Source organism: bacterium (genome assembly GCA_016786595.1).
In the GTDB taxonomy this organism is placed as follows: domain Bacteria; phylum Bdellovibrionota_C; class UBA2361; order SZUA-149; family JAEUWB01; genus JAEUWB01.
This window is the reverse complement of sequence record JAEUWB010000026.1, coordinates 26295-42566: the sequence shown is the minus strand read 5'-3', so window position 1 is coordinate 42566 and position 16272 is coordinate 26295. Positions and strand designations below refer to the sequence as shown.

The window sequence follows — 16272 nt, the reverse complement described above, 5'->3', positions numbered from 1 at the left end:
TGGAAATTGGAGATCTATTAATCTGTGAATCAACCTATGGAGACCGCTTACATGCAGCCGACCAAGGGGATGCTGAGCTTGCTGGGGCAATTAAAAATTCGATTGCACGAGGTGGCCCACTGATTATTCCTGCATTTGCCTTAGGTCGCACACAGCACTTACTCTATGCAATTTCCAAACTTGAGTCTGAGGGCAAGATTCCAGTAGTTCCTGTGTTTGTTGATAGCCCAATGGCTGTTGAATCAACGCAAATTTATCGTAAGTATAGTGAGCAGTTTGATAGTGAGGCTTTAGCTTTAATGAATCGTGGAAAAGACCCACTTGAGCCTAAAGCGTTGCAATTTTCGAAAACCAAGGATCAGTCAAAGCGCTTGAATAGTTTAGAGGGGCCACGAATAATTATTTCAGCCAGTGGCATGGCTACGGGTGGGCGCGTTTTGCACCATTTAAAAAACTGGCTTCCACATCCTGAAACAACAGTTTTATTTGTTGGCTATCAGGCCGCGGGATCGCGTGGCGAAATTATTCAGTCCGGAGAGCGAGAAGTTAAAATTTTCGGAATCAATGTTCCGGTGCGCGCCCATGTTGAAACAATTTCAAGTCTATCGGCACATGCTGATAAAAATGAGTTATTACGCTGGGCCAAATCCGCACACGGCACTCCACGCTATACACGCATTGTGCATGGTGAACCGGCAGCTATTTCCGCATTCTCCAGCACATTAAAAACAAATCTTGGTTGGGATGCTTGTGCAGCTGAGGATTTGGAAGTTTTAGAAATTAATTAGACTTTCTTTTTATGACTTCAATTCCAGAATTAGATCAGGCATCGCTTCAGCGTGTAGCTGAGATTAAAAAATTATCCCCGGGAGCAAAAATTCATTTAATTGGAATTTGCGGCACGGGCATGGCTGCTGTGGCGGCATTGCTTGTGCAACTTGGTTATCAAATTTCGGGAAGTGATAAAGCATTTTACCCACCGATGGGACCTTATGTGCGTTCACTGACGAGCGCGCTATATCAAGGGTTTTCTCTAGATAATTTTAAGATTAAGCCTGACCTGGTAGTGATCGGTAACAGCATTCGCAGTGACAATGTTGAAGTTGATTTCACGCTCAAGCAAAAAATCCCTTATGCTTCGATGCCCGAAGTCTTTGCCGCACTTCTAATTGGCGAAAGAGATTTTTGCCCAAGGTCAATTGTAGTCAGCGGCACGCACGGAAAAACAACAACAACTGCAGCAATTGCAACCCTCTTAGATCTTGCTGGCTTAAAGCCGGGCTATTTTATTGGCGGCGCTCCGCTAAACTTACCTGGAAGTATTCGTGTAGTTGATACAGAACTTGAAGTCAGTAAACGTACGGTTGTGCTTGAAGGCGATGAATATGACAGCGCTTATTTTGCGAAGTGGCCGAAATTCCATTCATACCGGCCAGATTTTTTAGTGATTACAAGCATTGAATTTGATCACGGCGATATTTATGCATCACTTGATGAAATTCGCACTGAATTTAATCGACTGATCAAGCGCGTGCCGAAGGCGGGCGCTATTTTTGTAAATGCAGATGACCCAAAACTTGTCGCCCAAGTTTCACAGTTATTTTCTGAAAATCAAATCCAGGCCCAAGTATTTTTTTATGGCTTAAGTCCAAGTGCAAATTTCCGTTTAGTTTCGAGAACGTCACTTGAGTCCGGAGGGCAAACTTTGGAGTGTTCACTGGACGGTCAGAACCTTGTAATGCAAACCAGATTAACAGGGCCGCATAACGCGCTAAATCTACTTGTCACGGCAAGCATTGGTAAGTGCTTGGGATTAAGTGCTGAGAAAATAAGGCATGGAGTTGCAGAGTTTCGTGGCGTTGCCCGTCGTCAACAAATCATTGATGAGAAAAATGGCATTACTGTCCTTGAAGACTTCGCGCATCATCCGACTGCTGTCGATCTGACGCTTAAAGGTTTAAAAGAAAATTATCCTGGACGAAGGCTCATTGCCGTATTTGAGCCGCGCTCAAATACGAGTCGCCGTGCTTTTTTTCAGGAGGCCTATACAGAAGCTTTTTCTGCATCTGATGTGGCTGTGGTAAAAAAAGTTTCTGATGCTAGTGGTTATGCCAAGGCTGAGCTTGAGACTAAGGCACTCGATGTGGAGCTTCTAATCGAAAAGCTAAAAGCAAAAGGCAAGCACGGGTTTAGCTTTAGTTCGGTGGAGGAGATCAGAGAGTTTTTGCTGCAATTTCAAAGTCCCGGAGATGTGATTGTTTTTATGTCGAATGGAGACTTTGGCGGCTTGATGGAACAATACATTCGATCGATCTAAGTCACTGAAAAACCTGCAAAATCAACAAAATAGCGGCTAGTATAATTGACTTTTTTACTAGATTAATGTCCTATGGCCTATATATTAAGGCTCCATGCAGGAAAATCAGGCGCAAGAAGTATTAGCTAATGACGTTTCTGAGCTCAACCGCGAGTTGGCCGGGAAGTATATTATTAAGCGTTTGATTGGCCGCGGTGGGATGGGCAGCGTTTATCTGGCAAGCGATCTCAAGCTTGGTCGAAACGTTGCAATCAAAACTTTACACTCCACAGTCGATTTAAATCCAATTAACCTGTTGCGTTTCCAAATGGAGGCGCACATCGCAGCCAATCTTGAACACCCTAACATTGTCCGCGTCTTTGAATTAATAGAAATTCAGGATCGCTCTGCATACGTGATGGAGTATGTTGAGGGCAAGACTTTAGCTGAGGTGATTTCCAGTCGCGAATTAACCGATCATCAACTTCTAAAGATAGTAATTAAAATTTGTCGTGCAGTACATTATGCACATGCCCACGGAATCATTCATCGCGATTTGAAACCAGGTAATATCCAAATTACACCGGAAGGTGTGCCCAAGATCATGGATTTTGGTGTTGCCAAAAGCAACAACACGGAAGATGCCTTCTTAAATGAACACGAAAAAATCGCGCAAGGCATTGTGGGCAGTCCGGCCTTTATGTCTCCCGAGCAGGCACAAGAAAAAAATTCCGGCTTAGACAACCGTTCAGATATTTTCTCCCTCGGGGGAATTCTCTATTGCGCATTAACTGGCAGTCCTCCATTTAATGGCGGTTCTGTGTTTGATACCTTAATTCGCGTTGTCAACGAAGACCCCACGCCACCGAGTCAAATTAATCCGCTTGTGCCTAAACAGCTTGAGGCGATTTGCTTAAAGGCGCTCAATAAAAATATTGAAGAGCGCTATCAATCAGCCGGCGAAATGGCACTAGATTTACATCGCTACATCAAGAATTTAGCCGTTTCTGCCTGTAAGTATTCCTGGCTAGAAAAAGCCCGATTTGCAATTGCCTTTCGTAAAGAATTTTTTGCCGTGTGCACATTACTGCTAGTCCTCATGTTTGGTGCATTGGCTTTTACTTCGCATACGCTAAGGAGCACCGCCAAAGAATCAATTGTCGATGAGCTCACCGAAAAGCTCACCAATTTTGCTCAAACTTCAACACTTTTGATCGATCCTAATTTAGTTAAACAGGTCCGTGGAAAAATTGATTACGGTAACGAGGCCAGTCGTTTACTTGCGCGAATTTTAAAGATGATTAAGCAGCGTGTTAGTCGCGTTGAATTTATTTATATCATGCAACGTTCAAATGACCCAAAATATCTTGAATTTGTAGTTGAAGATGATACCTATGACAGTGTCGCTGAGCTAGATCGCAACGGTGATGGTAAACTTGAAGGTATCGAAATTCCAGTCGGTCCAGGGACAATTTTTGAGGAATCACTAAAATTCCCTGCGGCTTTTGAGGCTTTCGAACGGCCCAGTGCCGATAAAGATATTACCATCGCTGATAAGTGGGATGTAGTTTTAACAGGCTATGCACCAATTAAAGACAAGCAGGGAAATTCGATTGCGGTCTTAGGTGTCGATATGAAGGATGACATGGTCAGAGAGAGTTTCTCAAAGATTGACCAGCGTTATTATCATTCGATAATTTTAGCCTTGATGCTTACAATTGCTTTATTTGCCGCATTGCTAGAGCTTACAATCGCCTTGTGGGAGAAGCGGATTTTTTCTTACGCTGAGTAGTTACACTCTAAAGCATCTCGTAGGGATCGATATCGAGCGCCATCCGCGTATCCTTATGACCTTTAATTGTATTTTGCCACTCACTTAGGCTTCGTGCGAGTTCAGAAACTAAGCGCACGGAATTTGATTTGATTAAAAAATGTAAGCGATAGCGGTTACGCAAGCGCTCAATCGGAGCTGGTGTTGGGCCAATAATTTGTAAGGGATTACTCGCAGCTGTTTGTTTTGATGTATGAAACTGACTTAAGAACTCTGCAACTTTCTTTGCGTAACTAACGGCATTTTCGAGTTTCGGTGCAGATACGATGATGCGCAGTAATCTCGTGAAGGGTGGGTAAAATAATTCTTTACGTTGAGTTAATTCATAACGCGCAAAGGCTTTATAGCGACCAGTTTGCAGTGCAACAATTGTAGGATGGTTTGGCTGAAAGGTCTGAACAATCACTCGCCCCGGGTGATTCCCACGGCCTGCTCGTCCGGCAGCCTGTGCAATCAATTGGTAGACACGCTCCGAGGAGCGAAAATCAGGTAGATTAAGTCCGACATCAGCATTAATCACGCCGACTAAAGTTACGCCAGGTAGGTCATGGCCCTTAGCAAGCATTTGCGTGCCAACTAAAATATCAATTTCACGGCCATGCATTTTGCCTAGTAGCTCGTTAAGGATTTTATGATTGCTGACCGAGTCCCGGTCCATCCGCGCAATTCGAGCGGCAGGAAAAAGTATGCCAAGTTCTTCAACCACACGCTCAGTGCCACCGCCACGTTGACGTAATTGACCTATTTTCGGCTCAGCATTTTTCTTGGCGGAAGTTTCATGATCATTTTCTGTTGTTTGCGCTAGTGTACGTTTGGGGTCACGGCAGATTGGGCAGAGCTCGATGATTTTTGTACGATAACCACAGTAGTGGCAGAGTAAGAAATTGCCCTGTTGATGCAAGGTCAAGGGGATTGAACAGTGCTTACAGCTAATCACGGTTGTGCAAGTTTCACATTGTAAATAAGTTGAAAAGCCGCGCCGATTGTAAAGTACAATTGCCTGTTGCTTTTGCTCTAGAGTGTTCTTGAGTGCACTAAATAATTCAGGCGAGATGTTCTCACTGGGACAGTCTTTTTTCCGAATTGCCGCAAAATTTACAATTTCAATCTTTGGAACTGTGCTTTGCGTTGCACGCTCGGGAAGCTCAAGCAGACTATATTTTCCACGTTCGACATTCAATAAGCTTTCAAACGCGGGAGTGGCAGAGCCTAGGAGAATTGTGCAATCTTCAATTTGTGCGCGCTTGAGTGCGACATCGCGCCCATGGTAACGCAGTCCATCTGATTGTTTTAACGAAGAGTCGTGCTCTTCATCGATAATGATTAATCCAAGGTTTTGCATTGGAGCAAAGATTGCAGAACGCGCACCGACTGCCACCCTGACATCTCCGCGCAGCAGTGCCTCCCAAGCGCTCCAGCGCTCAGTTGCATTAAGCTGACTATGTAGCACCACGGGCGTTTGCGAGAGGCGTTTCGTGAAACGGCTTAACAGTTGTGGAGTAAGGGAAATTTCTGGAACAACAACTAGGGCTGACTTGCCCTGGGAGAGTGCGTGCTCAATTACGTTTAAATATACTTCTGTTTTTCCGCTACCGGTTACGCCATGTAGGAGAAAGGGGTTGAAGTGTTGCTCGTCAATTGCCACATTAATTTTTGTGATAGCGTTAATTTGATCTGAATTGAGCTTGATTTCGCTATTCGTATCAGCCTCAATCAAGGTTGGCCCAATTGCTGGAATATATGGGAGATAAGCGGCTAAATTTTTATCGATCAAAGCTTTTAACCCGGACTTCTTTTTAACTGTTGCGAATAAGACAGTTTGATCGAGTGGAGTTTTCCTAGCAGCAAGTTGAGTTAACAGTTGTGCTTGTGCTGGCGAACGCTTTGAAAATTTTTCAAAAGCGGATTGATCTTCAAGAAATTTTTTCCCTGTCGTTGTAATTTGCACTTGAAAAAATGTTTTTGGGATTTTTACACGTTGGGGTAAGGCCGTGTCATAGATTTCTGCAAGTGTTACACCATAGTATTCACTCATCCATTGGAACAGTTGTGTTTGTGATTGTAGGCAAGCGGGTTTAAATTTGAGGACCGGTTTTAAATCGGATTGATGCTTTGTTTTTGATTCAAAGTTATTTCCAGGGAAAAGTGCAATTTGATGGTCGACTTTCTTTTTTTTGGAAAAGTCTACTATTTCCGACTTATTTTGATAGCCAATTATCCAGCCGCGGCGTTTGCTTCTTCCAACTTCAACTAATACTTCTGATCCAACTGCAGGGATGCTTTCTAAACTGTCGACACGATAAGAAAGTTCAATACTAATTCCAGGAATTGCTACAAGACAGATTTGATCGGGATTTGCTGGCTGCAGAGTTGCACTGTCTGTTATGGTCATGATCTGTATTAATAAAACTAATATCTAGGCTTAGGCACTATTTAATAACCTACCTCAAGACTGAAAAATTCAGCAAATATCCTAGCTTGAACAGTCATTAAAGGAACCTAAAGTTAGATCGAGCAGTGCCCGACAATATATTCTATGTAAAAAGGCCTTAACTATTAATAAGATTCAATGCTAGTCTAGCTCAACATTTGGGTCGAATTAAAACCATTTATTAAGAGAATTATTTGTGATTGCTAAACTGATTAAATCTGCTCTGGGAAAAGGTGGCACTACTAATGATTATGTTGGCATCGATATTGGTACGAGCACAACAAAAGTAGTTGAAATTGAACTCGGTGGTGAGAAGCCAATCTTAAAAAATGCAGGCTTACAACCTACGCCGGCAAGTGCCGTAAAGAATAACGTTGTTTCAAAGCCGGAAGATATTGCACTGGTAATTCGTTCAATTATCGAAGCTAACGGCATTACTGCAACGCGCGCAACTTTTGCCATTCCTAGCCCGGCGGTATTTACCAAGCGTATCAATGTTAGCGCTCATAATTTAAAGCAGCTTCAAGACGCAATGACCTTTGAAGCGCAGAATTATATTCCACATAACCTTGATGCCGTGCGTTTGGACTATCAAGTTGTGCAGACAAAATCTAATGGCACAATGGATGTCTTACTTGTCGCGGTGAAGACGGATATAATTAGTGGTTACACTCAGGCAATTGAACTTGCTGGACTTGAGCCAGTGATTGCCGATGTGGATGCTTTTGCTTTGGCTAATATGTTTATCATTAGCTATCCAGAATGTAATAATCAGACTATTTCCCTTGTTGATATTGGCGCAAAATTTACCAGTGTCACGCTAATTTCTAACGGTGACGTGTTAATTAGTGGAGATGCCTCAGTTGGCTCACGTTTATATACGGACGCGCTTTGTGAGACCTTATCTTTATCGGCAGCAGAAGCTGACCAAGCTAAAATCGGTCAGATTAAAGAAGGTGTTGATGCTGGACAGGTGCAGGAAATTATTGAACGCACAACAGAGCACATCTCTAGTGAAATTCAGCGTCAGATCGGATTTCTTTGGAGTGCATCTGGCACAGATAATACGATCGATGCAGTTTATTATTCTGGTGGTGGGGCAATGACTAAAGGCTTAGGGCAGGCGCTAGCTAAGAAAGTCAACGTAAAATGTGAGATTATCGATGCGATGCGCGCAGTGCAAATTCCCGATCAATTCGACCCGGAGTTTCTTAAAGAGATTTCATCAGCTGTGGCAATCAGTTTAGGTCTTGCCTTACGGCGCAAGGGCGATAAAAAACACAGCCTGGAGGCTGCAGACTAGTTTATGGCGGATACATTAATTAATCACAAATTAGTTCAAGTTAATTTGCTTGGTGAGAAGCCTGATTTCGCAGTGCGCCATGCACTACAAATTTTATTATTTGTAGGTTCAATCATTACTCTGACAATTAGTAGTTTTGTTCTTTATCAAAATGCATCAACTAAAAATGCTTTACTTGAAGGGCAAAAACAAACCTTTGAGACTCAATTAAATAAACTGCGCAAAGTTACTGCTGAAGTTTCTGATTTAGAGAAGAAGAAGCGAATGTTGCGTGAAAAATTAATGACGATCGCAGCCTTAAAAGCAAAAAAGCGCGGCCCAGTGCGCATCCTTGATGAAATCGGCACGTCAGTTCCAAAAGAAGCTTGGATTAAGTCACTTGAGGAGCGCGACACGGGAATTACCTTAAGCGGTGTGGCCCTTGATAACCAGACGATCTCTGCCTTTATGAGTAATTTGTCTAAATCAAAATATTTTACTGGCGTTGACCTCCAGCATTCTACGCAGTTTGAGTTGGAGGGCGTGAAGGTGAAAGAATTCGTTTTAAAAGTTGGACTTAAAGACGCATTAGCTGTGCAGGTAAAAATTGGCAGTGATACTGCAGCTGCTAAAAAATAAAGCAAAAACTATTGCGAATCGGTGTATTTAGGGATTTGACATGAAAACAACTGAAGGCAAATTACAGCGTATTTTGGAGCTTCCTGAGTTATACAAATTGGGAATTTTCCTCGTGACAGTTTGTGGATTAGGCTCACTTTTGTGGTTTGTTTTGGTCGGTCCTGAATTGGAAAAAACTAAAGAATTAAAATCTGCAATCGAAGGCTCAACTGGCTTGCGTGCGAGTTTAGCAAAAGAAGAATTGATTGCTAAGAATCTTGATGTTTATCGCAAAGAAGTAGTTGAGCTTGAAGTTGAATTGAAAAAAGCTCTGGCTGAGCTTCCCGACAAGAGAGAAATTGATGCTCTGCTAGCGCAAATTTCTAACGTTGGGCGTGATGCTGGTCTTGAAATGAGAGTTTTTAAGCCACGTGAGGAAGATAAGCTCGATTATTACGCCTCGGTGCCAGTAGAGATGGAGGTGACTGGAACATATCATCAAATCGCTTCGTTCTTTGATGAAGTTGGGCACATGAACCGTATTGTAAATTTACATGATTTTACTATGACAGGAGATCGTTCGGGTAAAAAATCACGAGACGAAGAACAGATGACGAGCGTTCGAGCTAGTGTAATCGCAACAACTTTTAGATTTTTAGAAGAATCTGAGCGTGTCAGTGCAAGCCCTGCTACTGCGCCTGCTGCTAAAACAGAAGTTAAAAAACAGCCGGCCGCTGGACACTAAAGAAGTTTTAAATAATAAATAGGCACAAAAAACAGGCTAAATTCTTTTGGCTAATACTTAGTGCCCTTGTAGGTTTTTATTATTATTATTAAAGAATTTCCCCTTTACTCTCTTAGCTTTGCAAGCTACAAGCTCTATACCTATATTTTTTAGAATCGGATTTATTAAGGCAGTCGCGTTTATAAATCCTATGTCGATGGGAAGATGTGTTTCGACGCGAACTCGTGGCTGAGGAGAATTACTATTCATGAGTGCTGGTAGCAAAGTTTTTATACAAACAATTGTAGTTGGTGCAATATCTGTAGCTGTTTGCGGATGCGCAACAATTTCAAAAACTTCAACAAGTGATAAATCGATGCAGCAAGCTTCTGCAACGACAGAAGATCACACCAAGGGGCAAATGGCTTCCACCACATTTGGTGTAACCGTTAACCAATTGGCTTTTAATAAATCAATTGCAACGCCTGGAGAAATTCAAGTGCTGCTTTCTGATGAAGCTGCATTCCAGCTTACTCAGACAACGCCAACTGAATACGTGCTAACAATTCCTGGTGCTTCAGTTGGGCAGCAAGCAGCGACTCCTTTACTTGCGCCAAAGAGTACTGTTGCTGGAATTCGCTCTGCGCGAGTTGTGCAAGAGGGAGCAAATGCTGCGCTAAGAATGTTTGTCGACGCTGGCGTAAAGCTTTCAGCACTTGCAACTGGCCGAGGCATTACTGTGAAGGCTTATCCGGTTGGTGGCGAGACAGCTGCAACTACGGCGATGAATCCTGGCGCACGCGCTCAGCAGAAACCTGCTGAAGCCGCAGCACCTGCAACTTCTGATGCCGCCGCACCACAAGCTGGCGCTGATACGACGGCAGCTTCTGCTCCAAGTGAAGAAGCGGGTAGCGAAATTATTTCAGCTGATGGATCAAAGCACTATACTGGTCGCTTAATCTCTTTAGACCTCCAAGACACTGACATCGACAATGCGCTTCGCATTATTGCTGAAGTCTCGAATTTAAATATTATTGCAAGTGACGATGTCGCGGGCAAAGTTACATTACGCTTGATTGATGTGCCTTGGGATCAAGCACTTGATGTAATTCTTAAAACTAATGGCTTAGATCAAGTCCGTGAAGGAAATGTGATTCGTATTGCTCCAGTTGATAAGTTACGTGACGAGCGTAAGGCTTTAACTGAGGCAAAACGTGCCGCTGAGCAGTTAGAAGACTTAGACGTAAATTATATTCGCGTAAGTTATGCGCGCGTGAGTGACCTCAAGGAGCAAGTTGAGTCACTACTTAGCGAGCGTGGAACGATTACTTCTGATGAGCGTACAAACCAATTAATTATTAAAGACATCGCGCGTGCGCAGACAGATGTTTTGGAATTAATTAAGCGCCTCGACTTAAGAACTCCGCAAGTTCTACTGGAAACTCAAATTGTTGAAGCTTCAAGAAATATTTTGCGGGATCTCGGATTTCAGTGGAACTTTTTCAACGCCAATGCACCTCAATATGGCAATGCGTTAGGCTATAATTTTCCAAATTCAGTGTTTGTGCGGGGCGATAATGGCGGAAACGCATTTAGCTTTCCAGCTGCGATTGGCCCTAATTCTGGAACTGCTATTTCTGCAATTTTAGACTCGGCTGATGGAAGTCGACAAATTGCAGCGCGTCTTACTGCGCTTGAAACAGAAGGCAAGGTTCGAGTAATTAGTAAGCCGCAAATTGCTACTGTGAACAATAAGGAAGCAGTAATTAAGAGCGTGGAAACGGTTCGCGTACGTTTGCCGTCCTCTGGTTCGAGTGTTTCAGTCGGTTCTGGATCTAACTCTGGCGGCGGTGCTACGGCTTTCGAGGAAATACCTGTTGGTATTGAAATGAGTGTTACTCCACAGGCATCTCCTGACTACTACGTGCTCTTAGATGTGCGCGCCTCATCAAGTACATTCGGGTCAAAGTCAGTCGATAATATTCCAACAACTGTTAACCGAGAAGCAACGTCATCGATTTTGGTTAAGAGCGGTCAGACTTTTGCACTTGGTGGAGTATATCGCATTGAGGACACAGACCGAATTGAAGGCGTGCCGTTCTTAAAAGACATTCCTTTCTTAGGGTATGCTTTTAGGCATTCATTTGTTGATAAGCGAGATGACGAACTAGTGTTCTTTATTACTCCTCATATTGTTGAGGGTAGTTTCGATCCAAGTTTAATGTAATTTAATCTTTAAAGAGTTATACACTGCGGAGGATTTTATCATGCGATTTTCAAGTGCAAAAAAATTACTTGGATTGCTAGTATTTGGTGGATTGATTGCTACCATTGCGGCATGTGGCACAGCATCTAGCAATGATCAAGGCACGTCATTTTTAGCACTAGGATTTTTTGCTGATTCTACAGGTAGCGAAGGAGACAACGGCACGATTTTTCAAATTCTCGATACAGGCGAGGGTTTACCTACTATCGTTCCTACTCCAGGGGGAGCAGGTGGTTTTATTGGTCTTGAAAATCGTTTAGTTAATCAATTTATCCGGACAACTACGCTGAATTGTAGTTATAATATTCCTGGTTCGAGCTTAGTCGTTCCTGATGACGCCTTTTCATTTACAGCTGTAATTTCTCCTGCTGTGATTAGCGCAAGTTCAAGCACTTCTGGTGGCGGCACTAATAACAGTTTGATTACTGGCACTAAAGCATATGCGCAGGTTCCCTTTGTTACTGCAGATGTTTTAGACTATATCTCTAATCATTTAAATGATCTTCCTCCATTGCCTTTTGAGATGGTTGCTTCCTGCAGAGTTACAGCTATCACGCAAGCAGGGGATGAACTTGAGACTAATCCTGTAAATTATACATTAATTTTTGTTGAAGCTAGCTCATCGACTACATCGTCATCAACGGGCGATACATCCGGTGATACTACATCTTCATCAACTGGCGAAGCGGCTGTTGAATAGAATTTAAATAACGGAGAGTTATGATCCACAAAGCACTAAGAAACATTAAGTTAGTCAGTGTGATATTTGTTGTTACTATCTGCGCAACACTTTTTGCCTGCACGCAGGGAAATACTGACGGTAGCGATGATGCAGAGACTAGCGGCACTGGTAAGGATGGTCGTTTCACTTCGACTGGCTCCTCTGGGTCGCAGTTAACAATTATTGCACCAGAAAAAGTTGCTGTCGGCGATACTTCGGGTTATCGAGTTATTGCTCAAGACCCAAGCAACCGTGCACTTAAAAATCTTTTAATTACTTGCGACTCAGAACAAGGGATTGCCATTCTGGAGCCAACAACTGGTGTTGAGCATACAGATGACAATGGTCAGATGAGTGGTGTGTTGGGTCTAGAACGGCCAGGCAGTTATGTTTTCGAATGTCGTGCATCTGGAGTCCATAACTTAATTGCTCGAACCACGATTATTGGCACTGGAACGATTCCGGAAGGCTTTAATGGTTTCGCTGGTGCTGCCGGTGGCGGACTTGGGGGCGGCCGTGTAACTGATGACGATACTGCAAATATTCGCATTCTTTCACTGGAATTTACTGATGCTGGTGGAACTTCAAAGTTTGGAACGATTGATACTGCGAGAATTGGCGATTGCGATGGCGACTCTACTACTGATGACCCAGAGCCGTTTACAAATACTCAGTATACAATCAAAATTAAAAACACTTCTAAAGTTCAAAGACTTAAAATTGAATCAGTAAAGTTTGAAATTAATGATGGAGCGGGATCTCAAACTGGAACTTTGAACGTCAATGCTGAAGCTGCACCTGACTCTGAGGTTGCTGTGAATGGATTATTTATTAACGGCGTGCCACCTAGCCAAGTATATACTGGCTCAAGTAATGTAGTTACAAGCGGCACACATGCAGTAAAAGTTACTGTCCGTGGTCGTCTTGGAAGTGGGGATAGTATCACACTGCAAAGCACGCAAACTGTGACTTTTGGTTCTGTAGATAACTGCTAATAAAATAGCTCTTATTGGTAATTTTTAAACGGGTTTTGACTTACAAAGTCAAAACCCGTTTGCATTTTTAGGCTAGAAATTGTTTTATTCAGTATTATGGTTGTAAATGCCAAGGAAAGAATCAAAGCGCTTAAGGAATTCTTAAAGCTCAATCCTGGAGCTCAGGAATTCGTAGAGCTAGCAACACTTCTTGCTGAGGACGCTCAGGAGCGAAGCCTCGCGCGGGAATATTGTTTTCGCGGGCTTGCGCATCATCCAAATAATTTTGAAGGGCGCTTACAATTAGCACGCTTATTTTATCTAGATGGGATGAAAGAATTCTGCGTGCGAGAGTTGCGTGAATTACGTACCCGCGGGGTTGAATCTCCAGCACTGGATAAACTTTTAGAGTTACTTGGGGAGGGCCCCGCTGAATCTTCTGAACAGGCAGCAAGTAATGCGGGGCATGATCAAGGTAAAAATGAGGCAGGGCATGCTGAAACACGACAGGCAACTAGTCCTGAGTCGGTCAGTAAAAAACCTGCTGCTGAAAAAATCGTTGGCGAAATCGATATCGACGCTGACTTTTCTGATATCCTGGATGATTTAGACAAGTGAAGATGGAAAAAATTTCTGTCCTCAATGGGCCAAATTTAAATCTCTTAGAGTTACGTGACCCTACATTATACGGAGGGATTAGCTTAGATAAAATAAATCAGCGCCTCATCGAAAAAGCTGTTACTCAGCAAGTGGAACTTCAGTTTTTTCAATCAAACCATGAAGGTGATTTGATTGAAAAAGTTCAAGAATTAATCCAATTGGACCGGCAGAAATATTTAAAAGGCATATTGATTAATCCCGGAGGATTTTCTCATACAAGCGTGGCGCTTCGTGATGCGCTAGAGATGATTACCTGTCCAATTGTTGAAGTACACTTAAGTAATATCTATGCGCGTGAATCCTATCGAAAACATTCAATAACAGCTGAGATTTCGTCGGCAATTATTGCTGGTTTCGGACCAATCGGGTATGAAATAGCACTCGACTTCTTAATGCGCTGACTGGTAGTATTCACAGTTCCTAAAGTATGTTTTTTATTCATGAATAAAAACTTTTAGGGACTAATTTTTAATTCGCAAAATAGCTTTCCCGCTTGAGGATTATGAAAGACGGAAATGATAAATTGAAGAGCCATAAAGCTGCTTCCACGCTTGGATTGACTGATCTTGAGGATCTTCTAGGCTTATTAAGAACCCATGATGTTTATGAATTTGAGCTTGATCGTGGCGGTGAAAAATTAAAGCTCAAGCGTGGTTCGCAACCGACTATAACCCAACAGTCAGTGACAAGCACTGCCCAGCCAGCAGTAGCTAGCCCACAAAATATTTCACATCAAAATGTAAATCCTAGTGCCACAAATGGCTTAGAATCTAAGGGTCCTGCGGCTAAGCCGACAAAAGCTGAAAAGTCTTCTGAATATAAAGAAGTTCGCTCTCCAATGGTTGGAACGTTTTATCGACGCCCCGCACCTGACGCCAAACCCTATGTTGAAGTCGGGAACTTTGTGAAAAAAGGCGAAGTGCTCTGTATCGTCGAGGCCATGAAATTGATGAATGAGATTGAATCTGATGTCACAGGCAAAGTTATGGAAGTTTGTCTCGACGATGGGCAAATGGTTGAATTTAACGAAGCCCTGTTTCGGATTGAGCCGGCATAGGTTGTAATCATAGTCGCATGCTACAGCCTCCATTTCGTAAAGTTTTAATTGCAAATCGTGGCGAAATCGCGGTGCGAGTAATCCGTGCTTGTCATGAATTGGGCATTAAGACTGTATCCGTTCATTCTACAGCTGATGCTGAGGCCTTGCATGTTAAGCTTGCCGATGAAAGCGTTTGCATCGGGCCTGCCGCGTCAACAGATTCCTATTTAAATATTTCAGCAATTATTTCAGCGGCCGCATCAACTGGGGCTGAGGCAATTCATCCAGGTTATGGCTTCTTAAGCGAAAACGCGCGCTTTGCAGAAATTTGCCAGCAGTGTGGCACGACCTTTATTGGACCATCTGCGCGACATATGCTGCTCATGGGCGACAAGGCAAGTGCAAGACGCATGGCAAAAAAATATGAGGTGCCAACTGTGCCTGGGAGCGAGGAAGCGGGAACAGATCCGGAGCTAGCACTGGAAGAGGCTGAGAAAATTGGATTTCCGGTTTTGATCAAGGCCAGCGCTGGAGGCGGTGGTCGCGGCATGAAAATTATTCACAGAAGAGAAGAATTTGTTGATGCCTTTAACCAAGCTAAACGTGAAGTTGAAGCTGCGTTTAACGACCCGCATATATATATTGAAAAATTTCTACCGCGTGCGCGTCATATCGAAGTTCAGATTATTGGTGATAAGGCTAAAAATATTGTGCACTTAGGTGAGCGCGATTGCTCGATGCAGCGGCGCTATCAGAAAATTATTGAAGAGACGCCTGCGGTAAATATGCCCGAGGCAGTGCGTAAGAAAATTCATGAAGCTGCAGTTCGTTTGGCGTCTGCGATGAACTATATCAACGCTGGGACGATGGAATTTCTGTATAGTCCAGACTCGCATGAATTTTATTTTATTGAGATGAATACACGGCTTCAGGTCGAGCATCCCGTGACTGAAATGGTAACTCGTACAGATATTGTTAAGGAACAAATTTGGATCGCGGCAGGTAAAGAGTTGTCCTTTTCGCAGCAGGATGTAACTGTTCAAGGTCATGCAATTGAAGCACGCATTAATGCGGAAGATCCTTTTACCTTGCGACCCTCGCCAGGTGAGATTATTGGATTTCATGCACCAGGGGGCCCTGGCATACGTGTCGACTCTGCGCTTTATGATCGTTATCGCGTACCTCCATACTATGACTCACTGATTGCAAAAATTATTGCACATGGAAAAAACCGTTCCGAGGCGATCGCTAAGTTGAAGGTTGCGCTGAAGGAATGCATTATCGGTGGAATCAAAACTAATATCGAGCTACATTTACGGATTCTGGATCATCCCGATTTTATATCAGGCAATGTGCACACTAAGTTACTCGACGCACTACTTGAAAAATTTAAAGAAGAAAGTAACGCCTAGTTAGCATTAATTCTAAAA

At 43.1% G+C, this 16272-nt stretch carries 14 protein-coding genes; 13 read left to right on the top strand and 1 reads right to left on the bottom strand.

The features are described from left to right. The 3 genes from JNK13_04505 to JNK13_04495 form a co-directional block, all read left to right on the top strand. A partial coding sequence (locus tag JNK13_04505) for an MBL fold metallo-hydrolase (GenBank protein ID MBL7661997.1) occupies positions 1-788 on the top strand: 788 nt, incomplete at its 5' end. Between the two features lie 11 nt (positions 789-799). Beyond that, positions 800-2317 (top strand): UDP-N-acetylmuramate:L-alanyl-gamma-D-glutamyl-meso-diaminopimelate ligase, encoded by a 1518-nt coding sequence (locus JNK13_04500; GenBank protein ID MBL7661996.1) that lies wholly within the window; start codon positions 800-802, stop codon positions 2315-2317. A 94-nt stretch (positions 2318-2411) separates the two neighbouring features. Continuing rightward, positions 2412-4088: a serine/threonine protein kinase gene (locus JNK13_04495; protein MBL7661995.1), complete on the top strand. Its 1677-nt coding sequence runs from the start codon at positions 2412-2414 to the stop codon at positions 4086-4088. A 7-nt stretch (positions 4089-4095) separates the two neighbouring features. On the opposite strand, the gene priA is transcribed toward JNK13_04495, so the two are convergent. Further along, on the bottom strand, positions 4096-6519 hold the full coding sequence (priA, locus tag JNK13_04490; GenBank protein ID MBL7661994.1) for a primosomal protein N': 2424 nt from the start codon (positions 6517-6519) through the stop codon (positions 4096-4098). A gap of 235 nt (positions 6520-6754) precedes the next feature. On the opposite strand from priA, the gene pilM reads away from it, so the two are divergent. The 10 genes from pilM (at position 6755) to accC (ending at position 16254) form a co-directional block, all read left to right on the top strand. Next, positions 6755-7861 carry a type IV pilus assembly protein PilM gene (gene pilM / locus JNK13_04485; GenBank protein MBL7661993.1) on the top strand — a complete coding sequence of 369 codons (1107 nt, stop codon included), beginning with the start codon at positions 6755-6757 and terminating at the stop codon, positions 7859-7861. A gap of 3 nt (positions 7862-7864) precedes the next feature. Then, positions 7865-8479 (top strand): PilN domain-containing protein, encoded by a 615-nt coding sequence (locus JNK13_04480; GenBank protein ID MBL7661992.1) that lies wholly within the window; start codon positions 7865-7867, stop codon positions 8477-8479. A gap of 40 nt (positions 8480-8519) precedes the next feature. Then, positions 8520-9203, top strand: a complete 684-nt coding sequence (locus JNK13_04475; protein ID MBL7661991.1) for a type 4a pilus biogenesis protein PilO — start codon at positions 8520-8522, stop codon at positions 9201-9203. A gap of 247 nt (positions 9204-9450) precedes the next feature. Continuing rightward, positions 9451-11409, top strand: a complete 1959-nt coding sequence (gene pilQ, locus JNK13_04470; protein MBL7661990.1) for a type IV pilus secretin PilQ — start codon at positions 9451-9453, stop codon at positions 11407-11409. Positions 11410-11449: 40 nt separating this feature from the next. After that, positions 11450-12148 (top strand): hypothetical protein, encoded by a 699-nt coding sequence (locus JNK13_04465; protein MBL7661989.1) that lies wholly within the window; start codon positions 11450-11452, stop codon positions 12146-12148. A gap of 20 nt (positions 12149-12168) precedes the next feature. Continuing rightward, entirely contained in the window at positions 12169-13164 is a 996-nt protein-coding gene (locus tag JNK13_04460) for a hypothetical protein (GenBank protein ID MBL7661988.1), read from the top strand. 96 nt (positions 13165-13260) lie between these two features. After that, positions 13261-13761: a hypothetical protein gene (locus tag JNK13_04455; protein ID MBL7661987.1), complete on the top strand. Its 501-nt coding sequence runs from the start codon at positions 13261-13263 to the stop codon at positions 13759-13761. A 2-nt stretch (positions 13762-13763) separates the two neighbouring features. Then, the gene (gene aroQ, locus JNK13_04450) at positions 13764-14204 is read left to right on the top strand and encodes a type II 3-dehydroquinate dehydratase (GenBank protein MBL7661986.1); all 441 of its coding nucleotides are present in this window, start codon (positions 13764-13766) and stop codon (positions 14202-14204) included. 101 nt (positions 14205-14305) lie between these two features. Continuing rightward, entirely contained in the window at positions 14306-14860 is a 555-nt protein-coding gene (gene accB / locus JNK13_04445; GenBank protein ID MBL7661985.1) for an acetyl-CoA carboxylase biotin carboxyl carrier protein, read from the top strand. 17 nt (positions 14861-14877) lie between these two features. Continuing rightward, positions 14878-16254: an acetyl-CoA carboxylase biotin carboxylase subunit gene (gene accC, locus JNK13_04440; protein ID MBL7661984.1), complete on the top strand. Its 1377-nt coding sequence runs from the start codon at positions 14878-14880 to the stop codon at positions 16252-16254. Positions 16255-16272 lie beyond the last annotated feature (18 nt).